A 15,236-nucleotide genomic window follows, 5' to 3' on the forward strand; every position below is an offset into this window, starting at 1 on the left:
CTATTGTCATGCCCGTATACTGCGCGAAGACAACGTCGTCTTCCGTTGCTTTACACAACATATGAGGCGTCGATATGAGCGAACAACAGTCCGTCGGAGCAGCGACGTTTGATTATTTCAAATTTAAACCCGTCACGTGCCATCTCATAGACTCTCTGGCCCGTTCGACCATCTGGTGCGCGCAACCATCTAAGTTGAATGATCCGTTTGACTGCCAGATAAATCTGAAGGACTCGTTTAGCCGTGCTGCTGTGAAATCGTCGGGAGCGCATAAGAAATGGCTCGAACAGTTTTGTCGTGACGGGAAGTTTTTTGAAATGTGGGAGAAGTTGTTTAAGCAAGTGGGCGTATGCTCCTTCTCTCTCAATCTGTATAACTCGCTCATGTGGTCGCACTATGCGGATGAACACAAAGGGGTGTGCCTGCTCTACCGGTTTGCTGAGAAATTTTTGATCGATCCGACGAGCAAGATTATCGGGGTTGACGAGGTTCACTACGAGCCAGATGTGCTGACCGACTGGCTCGCGAATGATCCGCCAACGGATGATCCGTATGAGTTAAGTGTGGAACTCACCAAAATCTACCTGATGGCAAAAGCGCCTGACTGGAGTTATGAAAGTGAGGCGAGAATTGTGCGGTTCGATCATGGTCTGTTCGCAATCCCGCCCGATTCGCTAATACAGGTATGTTTTGGTCTGCGGACGCCTGAGGCTGACGTCGCTCGGATAAAGAAAGCAACGGCCCGACGCGGCAGTCAAGTTCAGTTTTGCCAGATCGTTCGCGGCAAAGGGAAGGACTTTGGCATCACGGCGGTTGAACTGTAGGTGGCTTAAGAGCGCAAGTTGATGCGTATCCGTAGAATCCTTTACCGGAAATCGGCGGAGAACAAAAAAGCCCCGCGAGTGCGGGGCTTTCTTTCTGGCTAGTACGCTGTTGCCGGCCGGGGACCGAAGATACGACCAAGCCAGGCTAACAGGCGGCGCCATACGCTATTTGGTGGGTAGTACTGGGATCGAACCAGTGACCCCTGCCGTGTGAAGGCAGTGCTCTACCGCTGAGCTAACCACCCGAAGAGCTGTGCATTATGTCAGAGCTCCGTGACCCCGTAAAGAATTTTTTTTAAGCGCCCTGCGTGTCCGCACTTACCGCAACAGCGACGTCCACCGTTGGTAGCGCTGGCTCAACGCGCCACACACTCACCCCCTTGATCGCCTTGTCGAGATCGTTGAGCACCGCCTCGTGCGCAGCGAGTTCATCCTCGCTCGCCGCGAGCACCGGCAACTCCAGCGCTTCGACGACAACCCCCGCCGATTGCGCAACGCCCGGCGCCGCGATATCGCCGATCATGTCGATCACGAGGCTTTCCTGGCCGCGCGTCATCGCGAGATATACCTCGGCGAGCAGCTCCGAGTCGAGCAGTGCGCCGTGCAGCGTACGGTGCGCATTGCTGATGCCAAAGCGGTCGCATAGCGCGTCGAGCGAATTGCGCTTGCCGGGGAACATCGACTTCGCCTGCACGAGCGTATCGATGATCTCGGTGTCGCAATGCCCGCAGAATGCAGGCAGCCCAAGCAGCCCGAACTCGGCATCGAGAAACGCGATATCGAACGGCGCGTTATGAATGATCAACTCCGCGCCTTTGACGAAATCGATCAGCGCATCGGCGACCTCCGCGAACTTCGGCTTGTCACTGAGAAACTCGGTGGTGAGGCCGTGCACCGCAAGCGCGCCCGGATCGCTGTCGCGCCCCGGGTTGATGTAGAAGTGCAGATTGTTGCCGGTGAGCCGGCGGTTCAGCAGTTCGACACAGCCGATTTCAATGATGCGGTCGCCGCTCTTCGCATTCAGGCCGGTCGTTTCGGTATCGAGGATGATCTGACGCATGTCGGAATAGGCTGTTTTAGATAAGGCGTGAAAGTGAAAGGCGCCGCGCGAAACACTCAACGCGTACCGCGGCAACGCACACTGCGCGAACCGTGTTCATCAGAGATCGGCAAGCGCCGCGACGCCGCGATTGGCGAGCGCATCCGCACGCTCATTTTCCGGATGCCCCGCGTGCCCCTTCACCCAGCGCCATTCAATATCGTGCTGCTGAACGAGCGCATCGAGCTGCCGCCACAGGTCCGCGTTTTTCACGGGCGTCTTCGCCGCGGTCATCCAGTTCTTTTTCTTCCAGCCGTGAATCCACTCGCTGATGCCTTTCTGCACGTATTGCGAGTCGGTGTGCACGATCGCCTTGCACGGGCGCTTCAACGCCTCAAGCGCGGCAATGACCGCCATCAGTTCCATCCGGTTGTTGGTCGTGTTCGCTTCGCCGCCGAACAGTTCCTTTTCGTGCTCGCCAAAGCGCAGGATCGCGCCCCAGCCGCCGGGCCCAGGGTTGCCCTTGCAGGCCCCGTCGGTGAAGATTTCGATCAGATCAGACGTCATGTGTGTGGTGGCGTGTATTGGGTGTGGCAGCGGGCGCGAGGCCGGCGGCAAGCACGGGTTTCTTGACCTTCACCGGGCCGATGAGGCGCATGCCTGGCACACGCTTGATGGCTTTCACCATGTACGCGGCGCCGAAGATCGGCCACCAGCGGTCGCCGGCCGATTCCATGAACGCGTAGCGGTTAAGCCACACGTCGCTGACGAGGGGCGGACGATAACAGCCGAAGCGCCCGCGATCAAGATCAAAGCCGAGCAGCTTGATCCAGTCTTTCAGGCGCGCAAACGCGATCAGGTCATGTGCGGCGGGCACGAACGGCCGCCCGGTCATCTTGCTGACCGATTGGCGCGCGCCCCACAGCGACAGCGAATTGAAGCCGAGGATGATCAACTGCCCTTCGGGCATCAGCACGCGTTCGGCTTCGCGCAACAGCCGATGCGGATCGCGCGTGAACTCGAGCGTATGCGGCATCACGATCAGATCGATGCTTTGTGCCTCGAACGGCAGATCGAGCAGGTCGCACCAGACGGTGCTGCGTCCCGGCGGCGCATGCCGTCCTGGCAGGCCGCCGGCGTGACCGTCCGGCACCTCATACGGCGCGCTTGCGCCGCTTGCCGCATCGAGCACAAGCCCACGGCCCGGCATGCGGTTTTCGCGCAGCGCGTCCAGTTGCGGCAGGCCGAGCTGGATCGCGTGAAAGCCGAACACGTCCGACACCACCCGGTCGAGCTGCGCCTGCTCCCATTGCAGCACGTAGCGGCCGGGCGGCGAATCCGTCCAGGCGGGCCAGTCTATAATCGATCGGTCAGACATGTTAAAGATGCGTCGCCTATGAATGCGCTTGAATACGTACCCGTCCCGGCCTTCGAAGACAATTACATCTGGCTCGTGTCGGACGGCCGCAATGCGGTGGCGGTCGATCCGGGTGAGGCTGCCCCGGTGCAGGCTTATCTCGCGAAGCGGGGCTGGCGGTTGAGCGCTATTTTACTCACGCACCATCATCGCGACCATGTCGGCGGGGTGGCCGATCTGCTGAAAGGCCAGTCAGTGCCGGTGTACGGTCCAGCTGGCGAGGCGATCGAGCATCTCACGTACAGACTAGCGCATGGCGACCGGGTCAGCATCGCCGAGCCCGCGCTCGAACTGACGGTGCTCGATGTGCCCGGGCATACGAGCGGCCACATCGCGTATTTCCAGGCGTCCGACCCGCGCGGCACGCCGCACGTGTTCTGCGGCGACACGCTGTTTGCGTGCGGCTGCGGCCGGCTCTTCGAAGGCACGCCCGCGCAGATGCTCGATTCGCTCGATGCCCTTGCCGCGCTGCCCGGCGCGACCGAAGTGCATTGCGCGCATGAGTACACGCTGTCGAACATCCGCTTCGCGCTTGCGTGCGAGCCCGGTAACGCGCAGCTCGTCGCGTGGCGCGACGAAGCGGCCGCACGGCGCGCGCGCAACGTGCCGACATTGCCGACCACGATCGCTCATGAGCGGGCCGTCAATCCGTTCCTGCGCGCGGGCGAGCCGGCGATTCAGGCAGCGCTCGCTGACCAGCTGCACGAAACGGTGCCCGACCGCCTGACCGCGTTCGCGCTGATGCGCGAGTGGAAGAACCGGTTCCGCTAACGTTCTGCTGACCTAGGCGCGGCCAAGGCTATCTTCATCCGAATCGTCGGAAAAACCGCCAAGCCTCAGATTTGGCGGGGTTTTCCATATATTTCCGATTGACGGAAACCTTGCTCTTTCGTACTATCGGCTGCAAATTCCAGCCGCATTTCACGCTGCGGTGCAATCCGTCGGCTTAGCCCGTGTTCCGCGGGCGGTTCCAGGCCGGCGGCGATATCCAGCAATCCCTGCCTGCCGTTCCAGGTTGCAGTTCCAGTTTTTCCGGGAAGCCGAGACGTTCATGAGATTCATCTTTAGCGCGTTGTTGGTCCTGACGCTCGCCGCGTGTGCGAGCCAGGGCCCAACTGCCGTCAGTTCCAACACCGCCTCCGATCCCGCCCATCAGCAAGCCGTAGCCGACGCCCTTCGCAAGACCGCTTCCGCCAAAGAAACCATCAACGTCGACCAGGGTTCCGTCGATCAACTCACCAGCGCCGACGCCGACCTGTGGGGCCGCATTCGCCGCGGCTTCCAGATGCCGGACCTGCAAAGCGATCTGGTCGACATGCAGGTCAACTGGTACGTGCAGCGTCCCGACTACGTGCAACGGATGACCGAGCGCTCGCAGAAGTACCTGTATCACATCGTCGAAGAGCTCGAGGCGCGGCATATGCCGACCGAGCTCGCGCTGCTGCCGTTCATCGAATCCGCGTATAACCCGCAGGCGCTGTCGGTCGCGAAGGCGGCCGGCATGTGGCAGTTCGTGCCGGGCACCGGCCGCACGTACAACCTGAAACAGAACATGTGGCAGGACGAGCGCCGCGACGTGCTCGCATCGACGAGCGCCGCGCTCGACTATCTGTCGAAGCTGCACGACATGTTCGGCGACTGGTATCTCGCGCTCGCCGCGTATAACTGGGGCGAGGGCAACGTGCAGCGCGCGATCGCGCGCAACGAGGCGGCGGGCCTGCCGACCGACTATCAGAACCTGCGCATGCCGATGGAAACGCGTAACTACGTGCCGAAGCTGCAGGCGGTGAAGAACATCGTGATGAACCCGCAGATGTACGGGCTCACGCTGCCGGAAATCCCGAATCACCCGTACTTCGTCACGGTGACGACGTCGCACGACATGGACGTCGACGTCGCCGCGAAGCTCGCGAACATGACGCCGGAAGAGTTCCGCTCGCTGAATCCGTCGTTCAAGAAGCCGGTCATTCTCGGCGCGACGCAGCCGCAGATTCTGTTGCCTTTCGACAACGCGAGCGCATTCGAACGCAACCTGAAGTCGTATAGCGGTTCGCTGTCGTCGTGGACCACGTATACGGTGACGGAACGCTCGCGCCCGGCCGCGATTGCGCAGAAAATCGGGGTCGACGCGGACACGCTGATGGAAGTGAACAAGATTCCCGCGGGCATGCGCCTGAAACCGGGTTCGACGATCGTTGTGCCGCGCGGCGACGACGACGACGAGGACATTAGCGCCGACGTCGCCGAAAGCGCGGTGCTCGCGATGGAACCGGATGTCCCGGATACCCGCAAGATGTTGATTCGCGTGCGCCGCTCGCAGTCGATGTCGGCGCTCGCGAGCCGCTATGGCGTATCGGTTGGCCAGCTGAAGGCATGGAACAAGACTCATCGCAACGACGTGAGGGCCGGCCAGGTGATCGTGCTGCACGTGCCGGTCGGTAAATCTGTGCCGAGCGAGCCGGGTCCGCAGCGCCTCGCGACGGATGTGCGCGGCGGCGGCGTGCAAAAGATCAGTGCGCATGCCGGCGACAGCGCCGACGACGATGACAGGGCGCAGAAGAGCGAGAAGAGTCAGAAGGGCCGCAGCAAGCAGGGCGTCGTGAAGACGTCGGCGCATGCGGGCAAGTCGGGCGGCGTGAGAAAGGTGTCGACGGCGGCTGGGTCGTCCGCCGGGAAGTCGCAGAAAGCCGTCGAGCCTGGCCACCAGAAGACTGCGGCCAACGCGAAGAAGGGCAAGTAGAAGGGCAAACAGGTCACCCACAATAAATACAACAAGCGGTATGCCGAGGATGTCGAACATGCGCTGCGGGGGCAGCGCATGCAGTGCGCTCCGATACGCCTCGTTTGCTACGCGCCGCCACGAAAGTGGCGGCGTTTTCATTAAAGCGCACGTTCAACAAATCATTTATTGTTCTGACTCTGGCCCATCCCCCATCGTGCCGCATCCGTCCCGTGCCAATGTTGTCCACTCCGCTGCGCGTTTTTCTGCTGTTTTCCGCTGGCTATTTCGTGTCGTATGTGTTTCGCGGTGTGAACCTGGGGTTCGCGCCGCTGATCACGCGCGAAATGGGGCTATCCGCGACTGATCTCGGCCTGCTGACGAGCCTCTACTTTCTTGGCTTCGCCGGCGCGCAAGTTCCGGCTGGGGTGCTGCTCGATCACTACGGTTCGCGCCGCACCACCGCAGGCATGCTGCTGTTCGCCGCGGCGGGCATCGGAGTATTCGGCGCCGCGCATGGCATCGGCATGATGATGATCGGGCGGCTGCTGATCGGCATCGGCGTGTCGGTGTGCCTTGGCGCCGCGTTCAAGGCGCTTGCGCAGCATTTTCCCGCGCCGCGTCTGCCGCTCGTGAATGGGCTCACGATGGCCGTGGGCGGGCTCGGCGGCGTCGTGGTCGGCTCGCCGCTCACCTGGGTGCTCACATTGACGACCTGGCGCACCGTGTGTGTCGGGCTCGGCGTGATGACGGTCGCGGTCGCCGCCATTCTGTGGATGTGCGCGCCCGACGCGAGCGACGCGCCGCGCCATACGACGCTCGCCGGCCAGTTCAAGGGCACGCTCGATATCTTGCGCAGCGCGGCATTCTGGAAGATCGCGTCGTTCCCGGTGATCACGCAAGGCGTCTTCTACGCGATGCAATCGCTCTGGGTCGGTGCGTGGCTGCGCGATGTCAGCGGTTTGCAGCCGGGGCCGGCCGCGGCGCTCGTGTCGGTGCTCGGCTTTGCGATGATGGCCGGCTGCGTCGGGTTCGGCGCGGCGGCACGCAGTCTGGAGAGGCGCGGCGTGTCGCTGTATGCGTTTTGCGGAATTGGCGGCGTGCTGTTCGTCGTCACGCAAGGGCTGATCATGATGGACGCGCCATTGCCGGCCGGGTTGCTGTGGGCGGCGTATGGGTTCTTCGGCGGCACCGGCATCCTCAGCTATGCGCTGCTGCCGCGCTATTTTGCCGCGCATATGATCGGGCGCGCCAACACGACGATGAACCTCGTCATTTTCCTGCTGATTTTCGGCTTCCAGGTTGGAGTCGGCGCGGTGCTGTCGCATTGGCCGGCGGCGGCGGGGCATTATCCAGCGGCCGCGCATCTGACTACGTGGGCGATTCTGCTCGGTCTGCAGGTCGCCGGAGCGATCTGGTACGTATTGCCGAGCCGGGTGTTGTCAAAGGCCGCGCAGATGCTCGCAAAGCACCAGCCGTAAGGCCGGCGCCGTGCGCTGCCGCTGCTGCGCGCCGAGTGGCGTGGGTGGGTGCCGCCGTATCTCGGATTTGAAGGCGAGGGTGCTTTCGCGCTATAATTCCAAGGTTTGAGCCTTATCAACCCGCACCCTAGCGCCTACCTCTCCTAAACCGTTCATCCGCCGCCGCGCCCGCCGCTTTCGGCTTTGCGCCGTTCCGCGCTGCCCTGTCCGTCTACGCCGCGGACCCGCCGCGCGCGATGCAAACCCCAGCCGCGCCACGTGCGCAGGTTTGCGCCAGCACCGGCCGATGCGCTGTCGCGCAGCGCCTACGCCCGGCACGAGCGGATGAACAGGTCGGCAACAGGGTGTTCCGCCAAGGAGTCCCCCGTGTTGCCGTCATTTTCTCCCGCTCTGCTCGCGCTTGCCGACGGCACGGTCTTTCGTGGTTACTCGATCGGCGCCGCCGGTCATACGATCGGTGAAGTCGTGTTCAACACGGCGATCACCGGCTATCAGGAAATCCTGACCGACCCGAGCTACGCGCAGCAGATCGTCACGCTGACGTATCCGCACATCGGTAATGTCGGCGTCAATGCCGAAGATGTCGAAGCCACGAAAGTCCATGCCGCCGGTCTGATCATTCGCGATCTGCCGGTCCTCGCGTCGAACTTCCGCATGGAGCGCACGCTGTCCGATTATCTGCGCGACGAAGGTGTCGTCGCGATCGCCGGCATCGATACCCGCAAGCTGACGCGTCTGCTGCGCGACAAGGGCGCGCAGAATGGTGCGATTCTCGCCGGTTCCGATGACGAAACGAAGGCAATCGAACTCGCACGCTCGTTCCCGGGCCTGGCGGGGATGGACCTCGCGAAGGTCGTATCGACCCGGAACCAGTACGAGTGGAAGCAGACCGAGTGGCGTCTTGAAGGCGGCTTCGGCCTTCAGAACACGCCGAAGTACCGCGTGGTCGCGTTTGACTATGGCGTCAAGCACAACATTCTGCGCATGCTCGCGCAGCGCGGCTGCCAGGTGACCGTGCTACCCGCGCAAGCCACCGCCGCCGACGCGTTCGCGCTCAATCCGGACGGCGTGTTCCTGTCCAACGGCCCGGGCGACCCGGAGCCATGCGATTACGCGATCGAAGCGACGCGCGAGTTTATCGCGCGCGGCATTCCGACCTTCGGCATTTGCCTCGGGCATCAGATCATGGGCCTCGCGGTCGGTGCGAAGACGATGAAGATGAAGACCGGCCATCATGGGGCGAACCATCCAGTGAAGGATCTGGAGGACGGCCGCGTCGTGATCACGTCGCAGAATCATGGCTTCGCGGTCGATGCGGCGACGCTGCCGGCCAATGCGAAGGTCACGCACATATCGCTGTTCGACGGCACGCTGCAAGGCTTCTCGCTGACGGACAAGCCCGCGTTCTGCTTCCAGGGTCACCCGGAAGCGTCGCCCGGCCCGCACGACATCGGCTACCTGTTCGACCGCTTCACCGCACTGATGGATAGCCGCAAAGACAGCCACAGCGCCGCGGCATAGGCATTTCGCGAACGCGAACAGAGCACGGCGCGCGCCGCGATCCGGTTTGCTTCACCGACGTTGAGCGATTTGAATCGACGTCGGCGGTGCAAGCACGGCAGCGCGCCACCGGAATGAATACTGGAACAGATTAGCGAGAGCGTTATGCCCAAGCGGACAGACATTAAAAGCATCCTCATCATCGGCGCGGGTCCGATCATCATCGGCCAGGCGTGCGAGTTCGATTACTCGGGCGCGCAGGCCTGCAAGGCGCTGCGTGAAGAGGGCTACAAGGTCATTCTCGTCAACAGCAATCCGGCGACGATCATGACCGACCCGAACACCGCCGACGTCACGTACATCGAGCCGATTACGTGGGAAGTGGTCGAGCGCATCATCGCGAAGGAGCGCCCGGATGCGGTGCTGCCGACGATGGGTGGCCAGACTGCGCTGAACTGCGCGCTCGATCTGCATCATCACGGCGTGCTCGCGAAGTACGACGTCGAACTGATCGGCGCGTCGCCGCAAGCGATCGACAAGGCCGAAGACCGTCAGAAGTTCAAGGACGCGATGACGAAGATCGGTCTTGGCTCCGCGAAGTCGGGCACCGCGCACTCGATGGAAGAGGCGTTGAAGGTTCACGCTGAAATTGCGACGCAGACGGGCGGCATCGGTTATCCGGTGGTGATCCGGCCGTCGTTTACGCTCGGTGGCTCGGGCGGCGGCATTGCGTACAACCGCGAAGAGTTCGAAGAGATCTGCAAGCGCGGCCTCGACCTGTCGCCCACGCATGAACTGCTGATCGAAGAGTCGCTGCTCGGCTGGAAAGAGTACGAGATGGAAGTGGTCCGCGACAGGCAGGACAACTGCATCATCGTCTGCTCGATCGAGAACCTCGATCCGATGGGCATTCACACCGGCGATTCGATCACCGTCGCGCCGGCGCAAACGCTCACCGACAAGGAATATCAGATCATGCGCAACGCGTCGCTGGCGGTGTTGCGCGAGATCGGCGTCGATACGGGCGGCTCGAACGTGCAGTTCGCGATCAACCCGCAAGACGGCCGCATGATCGTGATCGAGATGAATCCGCGGGTGTCGCGTTCGTCGGCGCTTGCGTCGAAGGCGACCGGTTTCCCGATCGCCAAGGTCGCCGCGAAGCTCGCGGTCGGCTATACGCTGGACGAACTGAAGAACGAGATCACCGGTGGTCAGACGCCGGCGTCGTTCGAGCCGACGATCGATTACGTCGTCACGAAGATTCCGCGCTTTGCGTTCGAGAAGTTCCGCGAGGCCGATCCGCGCCTCACGACGCAGATGAAGTCGGTCGGCGAAGTGATGGCGATCGGCCGCACGTTCCAGGAGTCGTTCCAGAAGGCGCTGCGTGGTCTCGAAGTTGGCGTCGATGGGCTCGACGAGAAGACCCAAAGCCGTGACGAAGCGATTCGCGAGATCGGCGAAGCGGGACCGGACCGCATCTGGTACGTCGGCGATGCGTTCCGTCTTGGCCTCACGCGTGAGGAGATCTTCGAGGAAACCGCGATCGACCCGTGGTTCCTCGCGCAGATCGAGCAGATCGTGCTGAAGGAAAAAGTGCTCGCGGGCCGCACGCTGACAAGCGTGTCGGCACAGGAACTGCGCTACCTGAAGCAAAGCGGCTTCTCGGACCGGCGCCTGGCGAAGCTGCTGAATGCGACGCCCGACGCGGTGCGGGCGCGCCGTATCGAACTGAACGTGCGTCCGGTGTACAAGCGCGTCGATACCTGCGCGGCGGAGTTCGCGACGAAAACCGCGTACATGTACTCGACGTACGAAGAAGAATGTGAAGCGAATCCGACCAGCAACAAGAAGATCATGGTGCTGGGCGGCGGCCCGAACCGGATCGGCCAGGGCATCGAGTTCGACTATTGCTGCGTGCATGCGGCGCTCGCGATGAGCGAGGATGGTTACGAAACGATCATGGTTAACTGCAACCCGGAGACCGTCTCGACCGACTACGACACGTCGGACCGCCTCTACTTCGAGCCGCTGACGCTCGAAGACGTGCTTGAAATCGTCGACAAGGAAAAGCCGCTCGGCGTGATCGTGCAATACGGCGGCCAGACACCGCTGAAGCTCGCACTCGATCTCGAGGCGAACGGCGTGCCGATCATCGGCACATCGCCGGACATGATCGACGCGGCCGAAGACCGTGAGCGCTTCCAGAAGCTGCTGCACCAACTGCAATTGCGCCAGCCGCCGAACCGCACCGCGCGTACCGAAGACGATGCGCTGAGGCTCGCCGACGAAATCGGCTATCCGCTCGTCGTGCGTCCGTCGTACGTGCTGGGTGGCCGCGCGATGGAGATCGTGCACGAGCCGCGCGATCTCGAGCGCTATATGCGCGAAGCGGTGAAGGTAAGCAACGATTCGCCGGTGCTGCTCGACCGCTTCCTCAATGACGCGATCGAATGCGACGTCGATTGCATCTCCGATGGCGACACGGTGTTTATCGGCGGCGTGATGGAGCACATCGAGCAGGCGGGCGTGCATTCGGGCGATTCGGCGTGTTCGCTGCCGCCGTATTCGCTGTCGAAGGAGACCGTCGCTGAACTGAAGCGTCAGACTGGGGAGATGGCGAGGGCGCTGAACGTCATCGGCCTGATGAACGTGCAGTTCGCGATCCAGCAGGTGCCGCAGGAAGATGGCACGCGGCGTGATGTGATCTACGTGCTAGAGGTGAATCCGCGGGCATCGCGCACGGTGCCGTATGTGTCGAAGGCCACGAGCTTGCCGCTCGCGAAGATCGCCGCGCGTGCAATGGTCGGTCAGACGCTTGCGCAGCAAGGCGTCCAGAAGGAAATCGAGCCGCCGTACTTCAGCGTGAAGGAAGCGGTGTTTCCGTTCATCAAGTTCCCGACGGTCGATCCGGTGCTGGGACCCGAAATGCGCTCGACCGGCGAAGTGATGGGCGTGGGCCGGACCTTCGGGGAAGCGCTTTTCAAGTCGCAGCTCGCGGCCGGTTCGCGCTTGCCCGAGAGCGGCACGGTTCTGCTGACGGTGATGGACGCCGACAAGCCGAAGGCGGTCGAGGTGGCGCGCATGCTGCATGAGTTGGGCTATCCGCTCGTTGCGACCAAGGGGACGGCCGCCGCGATCGAAGCCGCCGGCGTGCCGGTGCGCGTCGTCAACAAGGTGAAAGACGGACGCCCGCACATCGTCGATATGATCAAGAACGGCGAGATCGCGCTGGTATTCACCACCGTCGACGAAACACGCGCCGCGATCGCCGATTCGCGTTCGATTCGGATGAGCGCACAGGCGAACAAGGTCACGTACTACACGACGATGTCGGGTGCGCGCGCGGCGGTCGAAGGTCTGCGCTATCTGAGGGATCTCGAGGTCTATGATTTACAAGGGCTTCATGCTCGCCTAAACTAAGGCTTCGAATCTCTGTCGAAGCTGTATGTGCCGCGGTTAAGCGGCGTCCCTGAAGGTACCGGATCGGGCTCTTTCGCCAGCGGCCCGGCATCGGGTACCTCTTTGGGGATGCACTTAACCGCGGTTGATTTTTTTTAAAGGCTGTTTTTTGCCAAAGAGTTGTTTATGAGCACTATTCCATTGACGAAACGCGGCGCTGACCAGTTGCGCGATGAATTGCAGCGCCTGAAATCGGTTGAACGTCCTGCGGTGATCAATTCGATCGCGGAAGCGCGTGCCCAGGGCGATCTCTCGGAGAACGCCGAATACGACGCGGCAAAAGAAAAGCAGGGCTTTATCGAAGGCCGGATCGCCGACATCGAATCGAAGCTCGCCGCCGCGCAGATTATCGACCCAGCCGCACTCGACGCGGATGGGCGCGTCGTATTTGCCGCCACCGTCGAACTCGAAGATCTCAAGACCGGTCACGCGGTAACCTATCAGATCGTCGGCGACGACGAAGCGGATCTCGAGCATGGCCTGATCTCGGTCAGTTCGCCGATTGCGCGCGCACTGATCGGTAAATCCGAGGGCGATGTGGCGTCGGTGCAGGCGCCCAGCGGCGTGCGCGAGTACGAGATCATCTCGGTGCGCTACATCTGAGTTCGAGACTCATTAGGTGCCTTCGATGCCGCATCGCCTGTTTCGCCTGTTGACCGTCGTGTGGGTGGGCAGCCTGCTCACAATCGGCTATGCGGTTGTGCCGGTGTTGTTCGCATCGGTGGATCGAATGACGGCGGGTTCGGTTGCCGCGCAGTTGTTTCGCATCGAAGCCGTTATCGGTGTCGTGTGCGGCGTGCTGCTGCTCGCGCTGGCCAATGTGTTGATCCGTCGCGGCGAAGGGGCGTACAGAAGATTGCGCTGGCTGGTGGCCGGCATGCTGGTTTGCGTGCTGGTGGGGTACTTCGCGGTTGAACCGTTTATGAATGCGTTGCGCGTAGCGGCGCAGGAAGCGGGCACCGATGTCAGTCATTCCGTGTATGCGAGCCGCTTCGGCGTGCTGCACGGCGTGTCGAGCCTTTTCTATCTGATCGAGAGTCTGTTGGCACTCGCACTGGTGTGGAAGCTGCCGACAGGTTCGGTGGCATCGGCAGGGCCGCGTGCGGGCTCGACCGCGGGTCAAGCGAAGACGGCCGGCTGAGTGCCGGCGCGTTGCGGGCGCATGACCCGCACGTTCGGCGGCTTATCTGCGCAAGGTTGATCTCAGGGTTGATCGGCAAGCCGATTGTGACACCGGTCTGGTTGGCGACACATTAAAGCTGCGACAGGTTGTCGCGTGTCACTTGGCTCGGGTATGGCCCATGCGTCGCGTGTGGGGTCGTCCGAGCGTTTTCGCGAAGCAACGCCCTGGTCTTTCGGCTCGTTCCGCGTGAGTGTTACTTGTTGGATTGATATTGGCGCTTCGCGCTAGCCTGGCGCTTTTTCGCGCGCTTGATCGTGCCGCCCGCAGTCACCCGTTCATTACCGCGGACGAGCACCTTCTGCGGTTTCGGGCGGCGCAGCGGGTTGTCCGGACTGGCTTTGACCACCTTGACGACGCGCGGCGCACGGCCTCGAGGGGACGACGCTTCAGCGGCGGCTGCCGCCTCGCCTGCGCTCGGCATCGCGGTGCGACGCGACCGGGTAGACGGGCGCACGGCTTCAGGCTTCCAGATCACAAGCAGCTTGCCGATATGCTGGATGGGCGCGGCACTCAGACGATCGCAAATGTCATCGTACATCGCGATACGTTGGTCCCGTTCGTCACCGAACACGCGGATCTTGATGAGCTCGTGCGCGGTGAGGTGGACTTTAATTTCCGCCAACACGGCATCGGTCAAGCCTTCGGCGCCCACTAGCACGACCGGTTTGAGCGCGTGAGCCTGGGAGCGCAGCGCGGCGCGTTGTTCGGATGAGACTTTGAGGGCTGGCATGGAAGGAAAGGGACTCGACTAAAATAGTGCCGCTACGGTCGCCGTCGGCTCGCGCAGTGGCGAGCACATTCGGCGTGACGCAGAAGCGGCTCCGCGGCTAGGCGGATCAAACGCGTATTATCCGCTAAAAGCGCCGCATCACGCAGCAAAAGTTCAACGATTAATGGCAAAGAACCGCTTCAGTCAGTCGTGGCTACACGACCATATCAACGATCCGTACGTAAAAATGGCGCAACGGGAGGGCTATCGCGCCCGCGCCGCCTACAAGCTGAAGGAAATTGACGAGCAGGACAAGTTGATCCGCCCGGGTCAGGTGATCGTTGACCTTGGCGCGGCCCCGGGCAGCTGGAGCCAGTACGTGCGCAACAAGCTGGCCCGCGGCCCGCGCCGTGATGATGCGCGCGAAGGCGGGATCGACGGCACGATCATCGCGTTGGACCTGCTACCGATGGAGCCCATCGCGGATGTGTACTTCATCCAGGGCGATTTCCGCGAGGACAGCGTGCTCGAACAACTGGAAGACGTGGTCGGCGACCGTCCGGTCGACCTTGTAATTTCGGACATGGCGCCCAACCTGTCCGGCGTGGCGGTGGCGGATGCCGCGCGAATCGAACATGTCTGCGACCTCGCGCTGGAGTTTTCGCAGAACCACTTGAAGCCGGATGGTGCCCTTTTAGTCAAATGCTTTCACGGCAGCGGCTATAGCCAGATTGTCGAAAAGTTCAAGCAGCAGTTTAAGACCGTGGCGGCCCGCAAACCGAAAGCATCGAGGGACAAATCGTCAGAAACGTTTATTTTGGGCAAACATTTGAAGCGGCCCCGTTGATCAAGCCGGATTCAAATGTGCGTTCTTTATTTTTCAATGTGCCGGAAAACGGCGCCAG

13 protein-coding genes and 1 tRNA gene are annotated in these 15,236 nt (G+C 62.0%); 9 read left to right on the plus strand and 5 right to left on the minus strand.

What is annotated here, in order from left to right; translation table 11 throughout:
• The first annotated feature begins 74 nt into the window (after positions 1-74).
• Positions 75-824 carry a DUF2971 domain-containing protein gene (locus tag HV796_RS10210; protein WP_175226346.1) on the plus strand — a complete coding sequence of 250 codons (750 nt, stop codon included), beginning with the start codon at positions 75-77 and terminating at the stop codon, positions 822-824.
• Between the two features lie 170 nt (positions 825-994).
• Here the strand turns inward: HV796_RS10210 and HV796_RS10215 are convergent.
• The 4 genes from HV796_RS10215 to HV796_RS10230 all read right to left on the minus strand — a co-directional run bounded on the left by HV796_RS10215 (position 995) and on the right by HV796_RS10230 (position 3,241).
• Positions 995-1,069, minus strand: a tRNA-Val gene (locus HV796_RS10215).
• 50 nt (positions 1,070-1,119) lie between these two features.
• A complete protein-coding gene (dnaQ, locus tag HV796_RS10220; RefSeq protein WP_175226347.1) occupies positions 1,120-1,884 on the minus strand; it encodes a DNA polymerase III subunit epsilon in 765 nt (254 codons plus the stop codon).
• Positions 1,885-1,983: 99 nt separating this feature from the next.
• On the minus strand, positions 1,984-2,430 hold the full coding sequence (gene rnhA / locus HV796_RS10225) for a ribonuclease HI (RefSeq protein WP_175226348.1): 447 nt from the start codon (positions 2,428-2,430) through the stop codon (positions 1,984-1,986).
• Positions 2,420-3,241: a class I SAM-dependent methyltransferase gene (locus HV796_RS10230; RefSeq protein ID WP_175226349.1), complete on the minus strand. Its 822-nt coding sequence runs from the start codon at positions 3,239-3,241 to the stop codon at positions 2,420-2,422. Before HV796_RS10230 ends, rnhA begins: the two co-directional genes overlap by 11 nt.
• Positions 3,242-3,259: 18 nt before the next feature.
• Between HV796_RS10230 and gloB the strand changes: the two genes are divergently transcribed.
• The 7 genes from gloB to HV796_RS10265 all read left to right on the plus strand — a co-directional run bounded on the left by gloB (position 3,260) and on the right by HV796_RS10265 (position 13,580).
• Positions 3,260-4,051 (plus strand): hydroxyacylglutathione hydrolase, encoded by a 792-nt coding sequence (gene gloB / locus HV796_RS10235; RefSeq protein ID WP_175226350.1) that lies wholly within the window; start codon positions 3,260-3,262, stop codon positions 4,049-4,051.
• A 280-nt stretch (positions 4,052-4,331) separates the two neighbouring features.
• Entirely contained in the window at positions 4,332-6,020 is a 1,689-nt protein-coding gene (locus HV796_RS10240) for a transglycosylase SLT domain-containing protein (protein WP_175226351.1), read from the plus strand.
• Positions 6,021-6,238: 218 nt separating this feature from the next.
• Complete coding sequence (locus HV796_RS10245; RefSeq protein ID WP_175226352.1) at positions 6,239-7,480, plus strand: MFS transporter; 1,242 nt, start codon at positions 6,239-6,241, stop codon at positions 7,478-7,480.
• A gap of 366 nt (positions 7,481-7,846) precedes the next feature.
• Positions 7,847-9,001: a glutamine-hydrolyzing carbamoyl-phosphate synthase small subunit gene (gene carA / locus HV796_RS10250; protein WP_175226353.1), complete on the plus strand. Its 1,155-nt coding sequence runs from the start codon at positions 7,847-7,849 to the stop codon at positions 8,999-9,001.
• Positions 9,002-9,145: 144 nt separating this feature from the next.
• Positions 9,146-12,400: a carbamoyl-phosphate synthase large subunit gene (gene carB, locus HV796_RS10255; protein WP_175226354.1), complete on the plus strand. Its 3,255-nt coding sequence runs from the start codon at positions 9,146-9,148 to the stop codon at positions 12,398-12,400.
• A 165-nt stretch (positions 12,401-12,565) separates the two neighbouring features.
• Entirely contained in the window at positions 12,566-13,042 is a 477-nt protein-coding gene (gene greA, locus HV796_RS10260) for a transcription elongation factor GreA (protein WP_175226355.1), read from the plus strand.
• Positions 13,043-13,067: 25 nt separating this feature from the next.
• Positions 13,068-13,580: a DUF4149 domain-containing protein gene (locus tag HV796_RS10265; RefSeq protein WP_175226356.1), complete on the plus strand. Its 513-nt coding sequence runs from the start codon at positions 13,068-13,070 to the stop codon at positions 13,578-13,580.
• Positions 13,581-13,815: 235 nt separating this feature from the next.
• Here the strand turns inward: HV796_RS10265 and HV796_RS10270 are convergent, their stop codons facing one another.
• Entirely contained in the window at positions 13,816-14,352 is a 537-nt protein-coding gene (locus HV796_RS10270; RefSeq protein WP_175226357.1) for a YhbY family RNA-binding protein, read from the minus strand.
• Positions 14,353-14,515: 163 nt separating this feature from the next.
• Here HV796_RS10270 and HV796_RS10275 point away from each other — a divergent pair, with 163 nt between their 5' ends.
• The gene (locus tag HV796_RS10275; RefSeq protein WP_175226358.1) at positions 14,516-15,178 is read left to right on the plus strand and encodes an RlmE family RNA methyltransferase; all 663 of its coding nucleotides are present in this window, start codon (positions 14,516-14,518) and stop codon (positions 15,176-15,178) included.
• The last annotated feature ends 58 nt before the right edge of the window (positions 15,179-15,236 follow it).

Source organism: Paraburkholderia humisilvae (genome assembly GCF_902859855.1).
Lineage (GTDB): Bacteria > Pseudomonadota > Gammaproteobacteria > Burkholderiales > Burkholderiaceae > Paraburkholderia > Paraburkholderia humisilvae.